The organism is Verrucomicrobiia bacterium, assembly GCA_035495615.1.
GTDB lineage: Bacteria > Omnitrophota > Omnitrophia > Omnitrophales > Aquincolibacteriaceae > DATJFP01.
On the sequence record DATJFP010000020.1, the window covers coordinates 50,252 to 67,038 of the forward strand.

Sequence of the window (16,787 nt, forward strand, 5' to 3'; positions counted from 1 at the left end):
ATACTGCCCGCCTTGATTGACAAAGGCCGGGGCCGTTGTTATACTCACCCGACTATGACATCCACGGTAGGAGAACTCGCCCACTTCGTAGGCGGCACGGTCATCGGCGACCCCCACATCCGGATCGAAGGCATCACCAACAGCGAAACTCCCCGGAAAGCCTACATTACCTTTGCTCAGACTCCGGTTCTGGCCCAGAAGCTCGAATCTTCGGAGATCGACTGCCTGATCGTTCCCAGAAGCGTCACAACCTCCGCCAAGACGCTCATCCAGGTCGACGAGCCCAAGCTGGCCTGGGCCAGGCTTTTAGAGAAATTCTTTCCTCCCCGCACTTATCCCGGGACTGTTTCCGAACAAGCCTTTGTGTCCCCTTCCGCCCAAATCGGCAAGGGCGTCACGGTGGAACCCTTCGCGTACATCGGGGATCATGCGGTGATCGGAGACAACGTCGTGATCCGCGCCCAATGCTATGTGGACAGAAACTGCCAAGTCGGCGCGGGCACGGTCCTGCATTCCGGAGTGAAACTCTATCATGACACCGTGCTGGGCAAGAACGTCGTCATCCATGCGAGTTCGGTCATCGGCGCGGACGGTTTCGGTTACGTATCCACGATGCAGGGACAGCAGAAAATCCCGCAGGTCGGCAATGTCGTCCTCGAAGACAACGTCGAGATCGGCGCCTGCGCGACCATCGACCGCGCCACGATCGGCTCAACCCGCATCGGAGAAGGCTCTAAAATCGACAACATGGTCCAGGTCGGCCACAATGTGAGCATCGGAAAGCACACCGTGATTTCAGCCCAGACCGGCATTTCCGGAAGCACCAAGATCGGAAATCACGTGACCGTGGGAGGCAAGGCCGGTTTCGGAGATCATGTCGAAATCGGAGATTGGACCATGGTGGGCGCCGGTTCGGGTTTTCCCAGCGGCAAGAAAGTCCCGGCCAAACAAGTCTTTTTCGGCGAACCCGCCCGCCCTTACGCCGAAGCCCGCCGGCAGATTGCCGCGCAGCTCCGTTCCGCGGAAATGCTCGAGGAAATCAAGGCCTTGAGGAAGCGGCTCGAAGAGTTGGAAAATAAGTCCGCCCAGGACGCGAAAGCTTAACCCTTTTTCCCGATCAGGCTCAGAAATTCCGCCCGCGCCCGGTCGCATTCGCGGAAACTTCCGAGCATCGCGCTCGTCATCGTGTACGAATTGGTCTGCTCCACCCCGCGCATAGCCATGCAAAGATGGAGAGCTTCGATCACGACGCCGACCCCCCGCGGATTCAAGGCCTTCATGAGGGCATCAGCGATCTGGCTCGTCAGCCTTTCCTGCACCTGCAGCCGCTTGGCAAAGATCTCGACGACGCGCGGGATCTTGCTCAGCCCCAGGATTTTTCCATTCGGAATGTAGGCGACATGCGCCTTGCCGTAAAACGGCAGCATGTGGTGCTCGCAGAGGGAAAAAAGCGTGATGTCTTTCACCACGACCATCTCGTCGTAAGGTTCCGCAAAAATCGCCTCGTTCAGCACCTTGTCCAAATCGTAGTCGTAGCCTTGCGTCAGAAAAGACAGGGCCTCCGCCACCCGCCGGGGCGTCTTGGCAAGGCCTTCCCGAGACGGGTCCTCGCCCAAATTCTGCAGCAGTTCGTGAACAAGCTCCTGCATGCGGGCTATTTTTTCCGCGTCTTTCGCTACTTTCAATTCATGAGGAAAATAAACGGGATCGTGATCCGAATTCATGACGGAACCTCCGCTTTTCGAAGTTTGCCGGCGAGCAGATCTGCCGCATGCCTGAAGGCCCTGCTGACCTCCAGGTCCGGATCGACCGCGGTGACGGGTTTGCCGGCGTCACCGCCGATGCGCACTTGGGGGTCCAGCGGCACCGAGCCTAAAAAAGGAACTTCAAACTGGGCCGCGGCTTTTTCTCCGCCGCCCTTGCCGAAAATCTCGCCGCTCATGTTTTCCACGACGCCGAGGATCGGAACCTCGGTCTTGCGGAACATGAGCACGCCTTTGCGTACGTCCATCAGCGCGACTTCCTGCGGCGTCGTGACGATGACGGCCCCGGTCAGCGGTACGGTCTGGACGAGCGAAAGCTGGACATCGCCCGTGCCGGGCGGCAGATCGACGAAAAGGAAATCAAGCTCGCCCCAATCGACTTTCTGCAGGAATTGCGTGACCGCACTGTGCAGCATGGGCCCGCGCCAGACCATGGGCTGGTCGGCCGGAACAAGAACGCCCATCGAGATCATCTTGATGCCGTACGCTTCGAGGGGAATGAGTTTGTTTTCGCTGCTCACCTGCGGGCGGGCATCCGCGGACACGCCCAGCATCAGCGGAACATTCGGCCCGTAAATGTCGCCATCCATGAGGCCTACGCGGTAGCCCAGATTTTTGAAGGCAAGCGCCAGATTAACGGAAGCCGTGGTCTTGCCCACGCCACCTTTGCCGCTGGCCACGGCGATGATGTGCTTGATGCCCGGAATGGGAAATTTCGCGGCGAAAGGCGTGCCGGCTTTTGTCGCGGCCGCGAACTGCACGGTCACGTCCTCCACGCCCTTCAAACTCATCAGGCTGTCGCGGACGGCCTTTTTCAAACTCTCGCGAAAAGTCGCAGACGGCGACGTCACCTCAAGCTGGACAAACACCTTGCTGCCTTCGAACTGGACGTCACGCACCATGCCGAGCGCGACAATGTCCCGCTTGAGCTCAGGGTCCATGACTGCTTTGAGCGCCGTTAAAATTTCATCCCGTGTCATCTGCATCCTCTTACAAAGCTGCCTTGTTGGAATTAAGCCGCGATCCGCGATCAACTTCCTTGAAATAATCCAGCGTCTCGCGGATGATCTTGACGACGTCCTGGATGTCGTGCTCGGTCGTGAAACGGCCAAAGCTGAAACGGAGGGAAGAATTGGCTTCTTCGTCCGTAAGCCCCATGGCTTTCAGGACGTGAGAAGGTTCCGGCGAACCGCTCATGCATGCGGATCCGCTGGAAACGCAGACTCCCCGCTGGTCCAGCGCCATCATGAACGCTTCCGCGTCCATGCCCGGGAAGCGGAGATTGCTGGTCGTGGGCAGCCGGCGCGTCAGGTCCCCATTCACGACCGCGTGAAACTGCGAACAAAGCGTCTCTTCGAAAGAAGCGCGCAGTTTCTTGAGGCGTTCGATTTCTTTCGGCAGGTCCGAAAGCGCAAGCTCGCAGGCCGCTCCGAGCCCCACGATGCCAGCCACGTTTTCGGTGCCGGCCCGGCGCCCCCGCTCCTGCCCGCCGCCCATCAAAAAAGGCTGAAAGGGCGTTCCCTGGCGCACGTAAAGCGCGCCGACGCCTTTGGGGCCGTAGAGCTTGTGCGCGGAAAGCGAGAGAAAATCAACCGGGCTCTGCTTGACGTTGAGAAGGTATTTGCCCACGGCTTGCACGGCGTCGACATGAAAAAGAGCCCCGCGTTCTTTGACCAGCGCGCCGATTTCGTCGATCGGGAAAAGCGCGCCCGTTTCGTTGTTGGCAAGCATCAGGGAAACAATGGCCGTCTTGTCGTCGAGCACGCGGCGCAGCTCATCGATCAGCAAAAATCCCTGAGCGCTCACGCCGACTTCTACGACGTCATAACCTTTTTTCGCCAGGAAACGGCAAAGCTTGCGGATGCTGGAATGCTCCACGGCGCTTGTCACGATCCTGCGTTTTTCCGGCGCCGTCGCCAGGGCGGAAAGGATGGCCGCATTGTTACTCTCGCTCCCGCAGCTGGTGAAGATGATCTCCCGTTCGTCAGCGGCTCCGAGCAGTGCGGCAGTCATGGCCCGGGATTCGCGTAAGGCCTTGGCCGGCCCACGCCCGCGATGATGCAGGCTGGAAGGATTTCCGTATTCCGATTTCAGAAACGGCTCCATCTTGCGCCAAACAGCTTCGGCCAAGGGAGTCGTCGCATTGTTGTCCAGGTAGTAGGTTTTCATAAGGAAGCGGGGCTGAACCGTTTTTGTTTTTCTTAACCCTTGTAACCAATGGGGTTAGGATTGACCTGAAGAATTTAAACCATCATTATGCCATGCGCTCCGGCAATGTCAAGCCTGGGGGCACTCTAGGCGGCGGGAGGGGCTTTTTGCGTAAGAAGATTTTCGAATTCCTGCGAGGAGGCTTCGGCCATGAGAGGATAGAGATCGCGCCACTTTGAGGCGGCGGGATTGAGATCCAAGGCCCGGGCATAGTAACGAAGGGCAAGCGCTTTGAATTTCGCGGCCTGTTCCGCCGCCGAGGCCATGGCCGCATCCATGTAAAAGGCCGCCGCCGTCATTTCTCCCTGATAAAAGTCCGGCAGCCTCTCCTGCATCAGTTCGATGGAGCGGTTCACGCCCTGCAGGTCGCCGCTCGACAAGAACATCTCGGCACGCTTGCGGTATGAGTTGAGATTGAAAGGATCGCGGCGAATGGCTTCATCCAGGGCGCTCAAGGCTTTCTTGAAGACCTCGGGATCCTTCTTTTGCGCATAGTCCGCGTAATAGCGGAAAGCGATTTGCCGCGGATAATTCGGATTGGTCGGATCCATCTGCATGGCGCGGGACAGCACGGCAATGTCATCCGAATGCCCTGCCGTAAAAAAAGCCATGACCTGCATTACGGTAAAAACGGTCACCGGCAAAGAAAGCGCGAAGAGCACCAAGGGCACGCCTAATTTCGCTTTAGATTGCGGCTGGATCACCGCTTCTTCCTGGGTTTCCAGCGTTTCGAGATGAATGCACGCCGCTCCGGCCGCCAGCATGGCGCAGAGCATGACGAACAGGGCTTCGACGTACAGCGTCGGATCGACCATGGAATGCGCCATGTAAGAGGCAAGCGTCGACAACGAAGCGAGGATCGTGTAGGAAATAAAACAGCTGGACGTCTTGAAAGCCGTGCGCAATCCTTTCAGCAGCAGGAGCAAAAAGCCTCCCATCAAAAAAAGCATGCCGGGAACTCCCATTTCCGCCCAGAGCCACAGGAAATCATTATAGGAACGCATGGGAAAAGCCGTGAACGGCGGCTCGTGAAACAAAAGCCATCCCATCTGAAAATTGCCCAGCCCCACTCCGAACCAGCCTTTGATTCGGACAAGCTGCCAGCTGGCGCCCATCGTCATGCTGCGCACCCCCATGGTCTGGACTTCCGTGCCCCATGTTTCCTTAAGGGTCCCCAGCTCCCGAACCACGTCCTTCAAGCCAAGCGCGCTGACAAAAAGGATCGCTATGACAAACACAAATGCCAAAAATTTGACCGGGCCACGCTTCCTGTGCTGGGAGAGATAAAAATTCACAAAATAAAAGGCAAGTGCGACGAAGAACGAAAGAATGCCGGCGCGCGATTTCGTAAAAAGCACGGCGGCTAGCAGCACGCAGGCACAGCAGAGCTGAAGAATGATCTCGCTGTAAGCTTTTCCGGGATCGGAATGATTGAGTTTGCGGCGGTAGTTATAAAAAATCAGCGACAGCGCGACGAAAAATCCGGGGATGAAAAGGTCCACGAGATTGTTCGGCTGCAGGCTGATGCCGCTGAGCGGCCCGAGATAGCTCAACAGCGGAAAAGGCGGCTGAATCTTTTCCACGGATACGCCTGATGTGTAGAAGATGTAAATAAAGTAGACCGCGAGCAGGGTGGAAGAAAAAAGCAGGTACTTCAGGAAAAAAGCAAGCTCTTCGCGGCTTGTAAACGTTTCCAGAGCCACGGCGTAAACGATGACCCCGGTCGCGAGGAGGCCGAAAAAAGAGAACCAGTTTGACCAGGCGGACGGGATTTCAAAAAGCGGAAAACCCAGCGCGATACCCGCCTGCTGCAGCGTCAGCCACAAGAGCAGCGCGGCAAAGCTGCCCAGCAGCAGCGAAGGATGGACGCGTTTTCTTTCCGCCACGCGCAGCAGGAAGTAAAGAAGCAGAACGATTCCGGAAACAAAATGGAGCCCGTTTGAAGCGAGAAACGACAGGTTGCCCAGGGAGAGAAGGACCGCGGTGACGACAAGGCAGAGATAAATTCTGAAGACGCCGCGGATCAGGGGGGCTGACCACGCCATCAATCCCCTCCGTCCGACCGCCTGTAATAGCGCGTGTACGTATGATAGTAATGCTTGGAGTAGCCGCCTAGGCGCTCCTTGTCCATGTCCACCTGATTCAGAACGACCCCGATGATCTTGATGCCGGACTTGTCGAGCTGCGGCATGGTCTTTTTGATCAGGTCGGAAGGCGTTTTTCCTGCCGCCACGACCAGGATGACATGTCCGATGAGATTGCCGATGACGTAGGTGTCTCCGATGCCCGTAAGCGGCGGGCAGTCGATGATGATGCGGTCGAATCTTTTGCGGGCCTCCTCCAGAAACTGCTTCATGCGTTCCGAGCCGAGAATTTCGGAAGGATTCGGCGAGATCGGGCCGCTGGGAATAATGGTCAGATTTTCGACGAAAGACTGCTTCGTCACCGACTCGAAGGAAACACTGCTCGTCAGATAGTTGGAAAGCCCGGTGGCATTGTCGAGGCGGAAGCTGCGGTGCACGACCGGCCGCCTCAAGTCCGCGTCGACGAGCAGCGTCTTGTTGCCGTCCAGCGCGAGAGACGCCGCGATGTTGTGGTTGACGAAGGACTTTCCTTCGTGCGGCAGGCAGCTCGTGAGGACGAGGTTTTTCAGAGATTCCGGCGGCGCGGAAAAGTTGATGGCCACGCGGAGATACCGGAAGGATTCCGTGATTTCCGCATGCTTTTCATGGTAAACGACGATCGATTTCTCATCGTAAAGCAGCTGCTTGCCTTTCAACAGCGGAACCGGCCCCAAAAAGGGCAGCATGACGCCCTTGCGCTCCAGGTCTTCGAGCGCATGGATGGTATCGTCGAAATAATCCAGAAGGAAGATCAGCAGGAAGCTCAGGAAAAGTTCTCCGACCGCCACGATCAGAATCATTTTCACCCGGTCCGGGCCGATGGGCGCCACCGGAGGAGACGCCTCTTCGATGACGCGGCCGTGGCTGGTCTGGAGGGTTCCCTGGGCGCGGGCCTTCAAGCCTTCGATGATTCTCTTCTTCTCGGCATCGATGCTTTCTTCCAGGAATTTCAGCGTGGAACGCGCCTTGATGATCTTGGGGTGCTTCTCGCGGTATTGCTTGAGCAGCAATTTCAATTCCGATTCCAGCGCGCTCTTTCTTTCCTTGAGCCCGCGGATGGTCGGGTCGGTCTGGATGGTGGGAAGGCTCTCGATCAGTTCTTCCCTGTTGAGCTGGCGCACATTGCCGAAGGGATCTTCGATGGAAATAACGTCCGAATCCGCCCCTCCCTGCTGGGGAAGCCAGGCCAGCAGCTCCTTGGAATAATAAAGGGAGTCTTCGAAGTTTTTCCGGATGTAGGCGCGCGCCACAGCGTTGGCGACGTTGGCCGAAAGACGGGCTTCGGCGGTAATCACCTGGATGTTGAAAAGGCGGCTTTGCTTGATGCGGCTGACTGTCAGCATGCCGCGGATTTTGGCCACAATGGCGTCTTCGTCGTCGTTTTCGAAATAATGAGTGAGCTTCAGATCATTGATGACCTGGCGCAGGACGGTCGGCCCGGTGAGGATCTCGAGCTGAGTCTTGTAGTAATCTTCGGACCAGCTCTCGGCGGACATGTCCTTATCGACGCTCTCGTCCATGGCCGGATTGGGCGGGCGCTCGATAATGATCTGGGCCGCGGCAAGATATTTGTCGGGAATCTTGGCGACATAGATCGTCGTGAGCGTGACCGTGATCAGGAAGAACGTGATCACGATGTAAAAGTATTTTTTGAACAGGTAAAAGTAATATTTATAATCGAACGGCTTTTCCAGATCGTCTGGATAACCGCCGTACGTTCCGGGCACCCGGATGTAATTGCTCATATCAAACCGACCATCCGTTAAAATCTGCTTTCACTGACATTGATGATGTCGTTGGCTTTGATTTCTATATCGGCAGAATTGCCGCTGATGATCTCCTCGGCATTCGCATCCAGCGTTTCGCCCGTGCTTTTCCGCACGATCTTGATCTTCTTGATGTTGGCGATGTCGGAAAATCCGCCTGCCAGAGAGATTGCCTTGAGCAGCGTCAGCTTCTTGGATCCGGGAGGAAATTCATACGTCCCCGGCTTGAGAACCTGCCCCAGCACCACGAAAGAGCTCGCCTGGTAGGCCAGCACTTCGATGACGACTTGAGGATTCACGATATATTCGTTGTTCAGGAGGTCCGCGATCGCATTTTCCGCGTCCGGCACTTTTTTTCCCGCCACGCCGATTTTCCCCAGGAGCGGCAGCGTGATGTTGCCTTCGCTGCTGATTTCGGCCGTTCCGCCTTTGAGGTATTCGTCTTCCGGATAAATTTTGATGTTCAATTTGTCGCCCGGCTGCAGGATGTAAGACTCGTCCACTTTGGCCCCCTCGTCGTCGGCCGCGCCGGCGGAGGAAACGGCCAAAAAAAGAAGCACGGCCATGCTCAGCCCGATCCGTCCCCAGAATCTCGTTTTCATAAATACTCCTAAAAGGTCATATTGACGCCCGTCATCAGCGTGTGGGCTACATAGGTATCGGCGGTTTCGTCGCCTGTCCGGAAAGCAAAAGTATACCGGAGGCGGTACTGGATCCATTTCGCGATCATGTAATTGAAGGTCAGCGAGATCGGAAAGGAAAGCTGACGCGTCTCATTGTCCTCGTCCCCCGTCTTGGATACCTTGTTGCGGAAATGGGAAAATCCCACGTCTGCGATGGCCGTCAGCTTGCGGTTCAGCCGGGTGTTCAAGGAGATGCTGATGTTGTCGTGAGTGAAATGCTCATCGGATTTCGTCGCGGTCACGCTCTCTTCGTTCGGCGAATTCGAAGTGCTGTTCTGGATCGACCGGATCGCCTGGAACGTGAGCTGGCTCTTGGGCGTCAGCTGCAGGATGTACCCCGTCCCGAGCTTGATCGTGTTGATGGCCGCCGTGTCCAGGGAGCGCGGCGTCTGATGGCTGAAAGCGAAATCAAAGCTGATGGAAGATTTCCGTGTCACCCGCCCGAAATACCCCATATGCACTTCATGGCTGTTGGAATCGCCCGTCTTGCTGCGGATGCGGCTCGCCCCGAAACTGTAGCCGAGCGCCACACGGCTTTTCGGCGTGAAATTCCAAAACGCGCTCGGCGACATGAGCACGTCCCACTGGGAGTCCTGATCGGAGGCTTCACTCGTAAAAAGGCGTTTCGTGGCATTAAATTCCGTGTTCACGGAAAGCTTCCTGGAAACCACGTAATTGAACGCGGTGTCCTGATTGGAATCCCAGCGGACTTTCTTTCCGTCGATTTCGATGGTCTTGCTGCTGTGCCGGGCGAGTCTGGAGTTGACCGAATGCGTTATTTTTTTGAAATACTTCCGGCGGTAGCGGATCCTTTCCTCGACCTGCAGAAAATCGCTGATGGGGAAATTCATGTTCCACTGCTTGCCGACGCGCGCTTCCGAACGGAGATCGGTCTTTTTCCCGCCGAGATCCACTTCGGCGAAGCCGATAGTATCGAAGACGGAATCGCTTTCCTGCTGCCGCGCCGGACGCCTCTGGATATTGCTGTCGTAGGTGTATTGGCCGTCCAGACCGAATTTCAGCCGGTCGCGTTTCGGCATGCGCAGGAGCTGCGTCTTCAGATCTTCCAGGTCCTTGGTGTAAGACTCCATATTCTCGGAAGGGACGTTCCCCTGCATGTCCTGCAGCATGCGGAGCTGCTTTTCTTTCTCTTCGGCCATCAGATTTTCGTGGAAATCTTTCACGTCCTGGTCCCTGATTTCGTCAAATCGCTCGGCCTGGCCCACGACGGCCCAGGCCCGCTGGGGCCCCGAGAGGATCGCCTGGATGACATAAAGGCCGCAGAGCAGGGCCCGGCATACCCGCGGCGGAAAATAAAGCCGCATCCTCCGATAAGACGGCCGCGGATGCAAAATATTTGCTCCTAAAACCCCTGGGATTTTTTTTCCGGAGGATCCGGAAAAGGTTCCCGGCATGAGCGGATCCTGCGGCAGGCCGTTCTTCGCAAAATTCCGGGAGACGCAACGTTGCATTACCCACCCAGACTGCTCGTTTGGGGCGCATCGTTTTGCGCCATGAGGGACAAGTTCAACTTGGCATCTTTGAATTCGGAATTGATGTCCAAGGCTTCTTCGAATTTTTGCCGGGCACCGTCTTTGTCTCCCAGCCACCAGCGCGCACAGCCGATGTTATTCAGAATTTTTTGCCGCATGATGTTATTGTGGCCCTCAAAGGTTGTCTCCAGCTCATCCAGCAAATCCAGCGCGTCCTGATAGCGCTCCTTGACGATATAGAGTCCCGCGAGATTGAACTTCGCGGGAATGTAACTCGGGTCTTTCTCCAGCGCATTTTTATAGAGGCCGATGGCCTGGTCATAGTCGGACTGATAAGCGACGACGTAGGCCAGCACTCCGGTTGTAAATTGGTCCGGCAAAATCTTATATCCCAGCGACGCGTGCTCCCGGGCGGAATAAAGATCCGTCAAAAGCACATACGTCGTGGCCAGGCCCGCCTGCGCCCAGGCGTCTTTAGGATCCTGAGTCACTTTTTTTTTAAAAAGCTCGAGCGCTTCGTAGACCTTGCCGTCTTTCAGCTGATAAAAACCCATGTCCCTCAGATCCACTTCGGAAGCATTTTTAAATGCGGACTTCAAGTCCGTCACGTCGCCATAAGCCGACAGATTGCTTCCGGCCCGCCGGAGATGTTCCGCCCCCTTTTCCGCGTCCTTTAAATCAAAATAATAAATGACGGCCTGTTCGGAATCCGCCAGTGCGGCCCAGGCTTCGCGGGAAGCCTTTTGGGCGCTTTTCTGGTCCTGGGCGGGCGCCTTGGAAGAAATTTTTTCGTAATAAGAAAGCGCTTTCTGCGAATCGTTTTTCTGGTAATAAATATCCGCGAGCTGCGCGTCCAGGCTCAGCCCCATTTCTTCTCCGAGATCTCCTTCTTCGGACAGTTTGAGCAGGACACTCGCGCCCTGGTCGTACTGGGCCTGGAGCTTATAGATCCATCCCAGATAAAAACGCGCCTTGAGCCGTATCTTTTCGTCCGGGGCATTTTCGAGCAGCTTGAATATTTCCTGCGCGCGCTGGAGCGAATAAGAGTGGAGGTATTGGAGCCCGAGCTGCAGCCTGATTTTGTCGGCTTCAGGCCCCTCTCCCTGCGTAGCCAAAAGATTTTCGAGCTGCGCGATCTCGACGTCGCGTTTCTTCAGGTCCTCGATTTTTTTCAGCAGATTGGAGGCGAGCTCGTACTCCTCCATGCCTGCGTTCCCCATGGCCAGGCCGCGGAGCAGCCTCTCCGCTTCATGATATTTTTTCTGCTTGATCAGGATGTGCGAGAGATTAAGTGCGACAAAGGAGTTTTCCGGATGGTCGGGATAAAATTTCAGGAAGCGGCGGTACAAATCCGCGGCGGCGTCGAGGTCCCATTTCTTTTCTTTGTCTTCGGCCTGCGTCAGGAGCAGGTAGCTCGAAACCTCCACCGGCTGCTGCTCTTTCTTGGTGAAGTTTTTTTGGACGTATTTGAAGAATTGAGCCGTCTTGTAATACAGATCGCGGATCAGGCGGTAAAGGTGGTCCAGAATTTTGAGCCATTCCGCGCGGCCGGGCCTTTTCGCTTCCACAGTTTGGCTGAGATAAAGCTTCGCGCGTTCGCGGCCCGCCCTGGTCGTGGTTTCGTCGAAGGAGCGGGAGGCCAGCTCGAGAAGCGCCATGTTTTTGAGGTCGGCTTCTTTCTGCGTTGCCTCTTCGATGGCCATGCCCTCTATCAATTTCTGATAAACCTTGGTACCATAGGCGGACGTGGAAGACTCGGCGGGCTTTTTATCCGTGGCCGAAAGGGCGATCTCAAGGCTTTCCAGGGAGTAATCGACCAGGAAATGAGAATAGAGGGTAAAGCCCACCACGATGACGAGGATGAGTCCGCCCGTTACGGAGATCCAACCCAGTAAGCGCCGCACCGTTTTTCCTTTGGAAGAGAGTGTTATTTTAGGTATCTAATTTAATCAAATAATAACTTAGAATAGTATATGCTGTCAAATTTATCGCCCCTCCCCACCGTTAAGTTTCAAACCTCAGGGGCCGTTAAATAACACATTATGGACAAAGAAGTTAGAAGAACTTTTGTTCCCCGGACCACGCTCTTCTTCCGAATCATGACGGGGCTCATCGTCCCCCTCTCGATTTTGATCCTCGTTTTTGCCGGCATCCAGCTCGGCAACGAAATGAGCCGCCTGAATGACTCGTATCAAATCAAAAGCCGCTTCGCTTTCGAATCCCTGCAGAGCGCGATCAAAATCGCCCTTCAAAATGCTCCCGAAACTTTCCGGAACGAGGCGAATCTGGAATCTTTTTTTGGGCAGTTAAAAGATTCTTATGAGGGCATCGAAGTGGACGTCTACAGCCTTTTGGATCACGCCGTCATTTTCGGAGATCATCCGGAATGGGACGCCTTCGACGAAAAGGCGGTGGAGCTCAGCCTTTTCCAGAAGCAGCAGGGCAAGCCTTACATCATCCGCGTCAACAAGAGCAGTCAGAAGCTCAATTGCTACATTCCCGTGGCCGAAAGGCAGAAAGACGTCACGCTCATCGTGCGCGCGCAATTCCCCCTGGCCAACGTCAAAGAGGCGCTGGCGAATTCCCGCTGGACGCTGACTGTCATGGTGATCCTGATCGTCCTGACCGGCGCGGCCATCGGCTACAAGCTCTCCCGATCCATCGTGCGTCCTATCAAGACGCTGAATGCCGCGACCCAGGAAATCGTTAAAGGCAATCTCGGCAAGCACGTCGACATCCAGACCGGGGACGAGATCGAGATCCTCGCGCGCACATTCAACAAGATGAGCGACTCGCTCAAAGAGATGCAGCAGAAGGCCCAGGATTCCAACCCGCTCACGCACCTGCCGGGAAACCAGGGAATTTTCCAGGACCTCAAAAAGAGGATCATGGAGCGCCAGAAATTCGTGCTTTTTCATACGGACCTTGACCGGTTCAAGGTCTTCAACGACCACTTCGGACTGGCCAAAGGCGACGACGCGATCAAGATGACCGCGGACCTGCTTAAAAAAGCGCTGAAAGAAAAAGGCGGCGACGATGATTTTATCGGCCATCAGGGCGGCGACGACTTCGTGGTCATCACCCGTCCTCAGAGGGCCGTCGCTATCGGCGACTACATCTGCGCGGAATTCGAAAAGGTCGTCGTGAAGGCCCTTTATCCGAAAGAGGACTACGAGCGCGGCTATACGATGCAGATCGACCGCCGGCGCCTGGCGGAAACGGGTGAGGAAGTCCTGACGCAATTCCCCCTGCTCGCCGTTTCTCTGGCGGGCGTGTCCAATGTCAAAAAAGATTTCGCGGATTACTTCGAATGCATGAGCGCGGCGGTCACGGTCAAAAAAGAAGTGAAAAAGACCATCGAGAGCTCGTACCTGATCAAGGAGTGAGCGTTAGAGGCTGCAGCTGACGACCGTGGCCGAGTTGCCGTCGGCGATTTCCTCGGCCGCAGTCTGCAGGGAATTGCTGGAAACGCTGATAGGCCTTCCCGTCCGGCAGTCGAATTCGCCGTCCGAAGAAACGTAAGTCCCGCCCGTAATCTGCCGGTCCCCGAGCACTTCGAATTCGCGGACCAGCTTGTCTCCGCGGTATTCCCGGGCGACGGTGCAGGTCGCCAAACAGCCGGGCGGCACCGTAACGCCCCGCCCCTTGAGATATTCCGTTTTCGTACCGTTGTCGCCTTCGACGGTCTCGACCGAAGCGCTGGGCGTCGGGCTGGGACTCACGCTCGGGCTCGGCGAAGCCGTAAGCTTCTCTTTTTTGGCATCCGGACTCGGACTGACTTCCGCAAATGGATTCTCTTTTTTCTCCTTCGCGGAAACTTCGAGCACGCATTTCGAGCTGCATCCGTCTCCGATGGCCGTATTGCCGTCGTCGCATTGTTCTCCTGGGTCCAGATTTCCGTCGCCGCAGCTTCCTTCCGATTGGCACGTGGCCGAGCAGCTGTCGCCGTCCGCGACGTTGCCGTCATCGCAGGTTTCGCCGGGATTCACGGTGCCGTTGCCGCACGCGGCAATGTCTTCGAGCCGGCAAAGTGAGCTGCAGCCGTCGCCGTCTTCGCGGTTGCCGTCATCGCACTCTTCGCCGGGATCGTAAACACCGTCGCCGCATACGGCAAAAACAGCGCTCAGGGAGCGTCCGGGAATTTCCCGGTTCTCCGCGAAGACAGGATTGTTATAAAAAGACGGAAGGACAGGCGGCGGCGTCAGGATGGTGGGAGCGGAAGTTTCGGGCACTTGGATTTCTTTTTGAGGCGTGCTTTCGTCCGTGGTTTCGGAAGTATCCTGAGCATGGGCGGGAAAAGGGCATAACAGGGCCATGACGCCAAGGATTGCGACCCAACGTTTCCAACGCTCCACAGCCCCCTCCTGTGACGGATTTCATGGTTTCCGTCTTAAAACCCGCTTCTTTAAAAGATAAATGAGAAAAGGCAGGACTGCAAAAGAAGGCCGGAAAACGGGTGCCGCAGGCTACTTCATCTCGGCATAAAAGCTGAAATGGCGTTGAGTTGCGTCATCCGCAGTCACGTCAAAAGTCAGGACCACGGGTTTCTTGAGAAAGGCAATGACACCCAGATCGATAGGCTCGTTTTTCCAGCCTTTTTCATTCAAGACGCGGATCCTTTTCAGCAGGTGATGCCCCGCCCAGATGCGCAGGTAAATGGCGGACTTCACGTTCTGTTCGAAACCGGCATCCGCAATGCCGTACTGAACCACAAGCGTCCGGGCCGGCGGGACATGGGGAAACCGGATTCTCCGGATGCCGTTTTGAACCGGCTCCACGAAGATTCCCTTTTGATTTTGTCCGTTATAACTTTCCTCGCGCAAGGCTACCGCGGCATCCCCTTCCTCTTTTTCGAAATAAAAACCGTTCTCTTTCCAAGCCGCGGGCGTGACGACCACCTGGTCTTCGATCGTGGAGACCTGTGCTTCCGGAAGATGCCCCGAGATGTCATAGGGCAATTCGCCTCCGCCGGACGGGACTTGCGGCAAAGGGACAGCGGCTTTGGATTCGGCCGCGGGCTTGCGGGAAATTTTCTTTTGGGGCGCGGCCGGTTCAGCGGCGGCCGGAGCGGTAATGCGTTTGACCGGATGCGGCGCCGGTGCAGGCTCCTCGGGTAACGGAATTTCCGCGCGCGGCATTTTTTTCTCCACCGTTTTCGGCGCCGGGGTCGAAGCCGGTTCCGGAACAAAAGCCTGCGCGACTTCAGTATCCTGGGTTTCTGCGGCCGCGGGCCGCGGCGTTACAGGGATTTTGGGTTTAGGTTTCGGCAGCGTTTTACGCGGCGTGCTTACGGCCGCGGTGGGAACCGTGGGGACTTCGGACGCCGCGGTTTCTTCCGCGCTATCCACGGCATACACCACCTTGCGCTTGGGCGCGGAAGGCGCTACGGAGGGCAAAGCCTCGGGCGCGGGCTCGCCGCCCGTGGAATCGGTGGAATCCAAAGAAGTATCCTTGTCGGAGGAAAACGTGGTCCAGCCTTCGTCCTCGACGCACCATGCCGGATGCCCCGTCCGGCAGGCAAAAGCAAAAACCGCCGCCAGAATCAGCGCCAATCCCGTTTTTTTCAAGCGGCCGGTAATCCCCAGGAGGGCCACGCCCATGACCGCTAGAAAGATCCAGCCCAGCACGCCGTCGTAGCCCTTGCCTGAACCGAAATAGAAAAGCATCTTGTCCTGATGGCTCGTCAGCGCGCCGGCCATTTTCAAAAAAAAGACGCATCCCGCATGAAGCCCGATACTGGCATACAGCGTACCGGTGCGGAGCAAAAGAAGGTTCAGGATGATCCCGAAGATGAAAAGACCTATGGCGCCGGGCAGGATGTCCTGCCAATGCATGAAGTCTTTCACGGGAGCAAGCACCAGCTTCAGCGCGTCAAAAAAGTCGGGCGAGGCGCCGATGTAAGGCTTTTTCCCGCTCAGAAAATGGACGACGGCATAAAAAAAGTTGGTCGCGGCCAGGGTGAGCCCCAGCGGCCAATGCAATTTTTCACGCAAGGAGCCGAACACCAGCCCGCGAAAAAAAACCTCTTCGAGCACGCCGATCAAGAGCGCGGAAAAAAAGCTCAGAAAAATCCGGAAGGCCCATTGCCCGGCACTCATGTCCGTCACGTTCCAGCCCACGATCCCGAGGCCGGCTTTCGCGGCCGCCAGAAGCACCAAAGTAAGGAGGCCGCCGGAAAATCCAAGGGCCAGAAAAATCAGGCTGGACCGGCTCCACGCAAGCGTCGAAGCCGGGAAATAAAGGCGCCGGCTTTTGACGGCAAAGAAAACCGCCGCAAGCGTAAAGATCATGACCAGACGGCGGAAAATGCGCTCGAACTTGAAAGGAAGAAAGCTGTGGAGCAGCGGCGCGAGCAGGCAGCTGAGGAGAAGGACAGCCGCGCATAATCCCACGAACTTTAAGAAAGGTTTCAGCTTCGAGCCGGCGGAAGCGGATGCCGTCATAAGACCACCTGAACCACGAGCTCGAGCTCGACCGCCGCATGCATCGGCAGTTCGGCCACGCCCACCGAAGAGCGCGCGTGCTTTCCCGCTTCCCCGAAGACCTGCACGAAGAGGTCGGAAGCGCCGTTCACGACGTCGGGGATCGCCGAAAATCCGGGCGCGGCCTGCACAAAGCCCGTGACCTTCACGATTCTCCGCACGCTGGGAAATCCGAGCGAAGCGCCGATGATGCTGAGCGCGCTGAGCGCGCACGCGCGGGCCGCGGCCTTTCCCTGCTCGAGCGTCAGATCACTGCCCACCCGGCCCGC

The 16,787-nt window shown here is 56.6% G+C and carries 13 protein-coding genes; 2 read left to right on the forward strand and 11 right to left on the reverse strand.

Going from position 1 to position 16,787, the window contains the following annotated elements; all coding sequences use genetic code 11:
- Positions 1-54 precede the first annotated feature (54 nt).
- Complete coding sequence (gene lpxD / locus VL688_02415) at positions 55-1,104, forward strand: UDP-3-O-(3-hydroxymyristoyl)glucosamine N-acyltransferase (GenBank protein HTL46899.1); 1,050 nt, start codon at positions 55-57, stop codon at positions 1,102-1,104.
- Here the strand turns inward: lpxD and folE are convergent.
- The 8 genes from folE to VL688_02455 all read right to left on the reverse strand — a co-directional run bounded on the left by folE (position 1,101) and on the right by VL688_02455 (position 11,940).
- Complete coding sequence (gene folE, locus VL688_02420) at positions 1,101-1,724, reverse strand: GTP cyclohydrolase I FolE (GenBank protein HTL46900.1); 624 nt, start codon at positions 1,722-1,724, stop codon at positions 1,101-1,103. The genes lpxD and folE overlap by 4 nt on opposite strands.
- Positions 1,721-2,743: an Mrp/NBP35 family ATP-binding protein gene (locus VL688_02425; protein HTL46901.1), complete on the reverse strand. Its 1,023-nt coding sequence runs from the start codon at positions 2,741-2,743 to the stop codon at positions 1,721-1,723. Before VL688_02425 ends, folE begins: the two co-directional genes overlap by 4 nt.
- 10 nt (positions 2,744-2,753) lie before the next feature.
- Entirely contained in the window at positions 2,754-3,932 is a 1,179-nt protein-coding gene (locus tag VL688_02430) for an aminotransferase class V-fold PLP-dependent enzyme (protein HTL46902.1), read from the reverse strand.
- Positions 3,933-4,057: 125 nt separating this feature from the next.
- Positions 4,058-6,016 carry an O-antigen ligase family protein gene (locus tag VL688_02435; protein HTL46903.1) on the reverse strand — a complete coding sequence of 653 codons (1,959 nt, stop codon included), beginning with the start codon at positions 6,014-6,016 and terminating at the stop codon, positions 4,058-4,060.
- Positions 6,016-7,839, reverse strand: coding sequence for a polysaccharide biosynthesis tyrosine autokinase (locus VL688_02440; GenBank protein ID HTL46904.1), 1,824 nt, complete (start codon positions 7,837-7,839; stop codon positions 6,016-6,018). Before VL688_02440 ends, VL688_02435 begins: the two co-directional genes overlap by 1 nt.
- Positions 7,840-7,856: 17 nt before the next feature.
- Complete coding sequence (locus VL688_02445; GenBank protein ID HTL46905.1) at positions 7,857-8,462, reverse strand: polysaccharide biosynthesis/export family protein; 606 nt, start codon at positions 8,460-8,462, stop codon at positions 7,857-7,859.
- Between the two features lie 8 nt (positions 8,463-8,470).
- Positions 8,471-9,868: a hypothetical protein gene (locus VL688_02450; protein HTL46906.1), complete on the reverse strand. Its 1,398-nt coding sequence runs from the start codon at positions 9,866-9,868 to the stop codon at positions 8,471-8,473.
- A 146-nt stretch (positions 9,869-10,014) separates the two neighbouring features.
- On the reverse strand, positions 10,015-11,940 hold the full coding sequence (locus VL688_02455; GenBank protein ID HTL46907.1) for a tetratricopeptide repeat protein: 1,926 nt from the start codon (positions 11,938-11,940) through the stop codon (positions 10,015-10,017).
- Positions 11,941-12,078: 138 nt separating this feature from the next.
- Between VL688_02455 and VL688_02460 the strand changes: the two genes are divergently transcribed.
- Positions 12,079-13,422, forward strand: a complete 1,344-nt coding sequence (locus VL688_02460) for a HAMP domain-containing protein (GenBank protein ID HTL46908.1) — start codon at positions 12,079-12,081, stop codon at positions 13,420-13,422.
- A gap of 3 nt (positions 13,423-13,425) precedes the next feature.
- Here the strand turns inward: VL688_02460 and VL688_02465 are convergent, their stop codons facing one another.
- From VL688_02465 to VL688_02475, 3 genes are all read right to left on the reverse strand, one after another.
- Positions 13,426-14,268, reverse strand: a complete 843-nt coding sequence (locus tag VL688_02465; GenBank protein HTL46909.1) for a DUF4215 domain-containing protein — start codon at positions 14,266-14,268, stop codon at positions 13,426-13,428.
- A 234-nt stretch (positions 14,269-14,502) separates the two neighbouring features.
- Positions 14,503-16,479, reverse strand: a complete 1,977-nt coding sequence (locus VL688_02470; protein ID HTL46910.1) for a CPBP family glutamic-type intramembrane protease — start codon at positions 16,477-16,479, stop codon at positions 14,503-14,505.
- The coding region (locus VL688_02475; protein ID HTL46911.1) for a RidA family protein at positions 16,476-16,787 on the reverse strand (312 nt) is incomplete at its 5' end. The genes VL688_02470 and VL688_02475, both read right to left, overlap by 4 nt.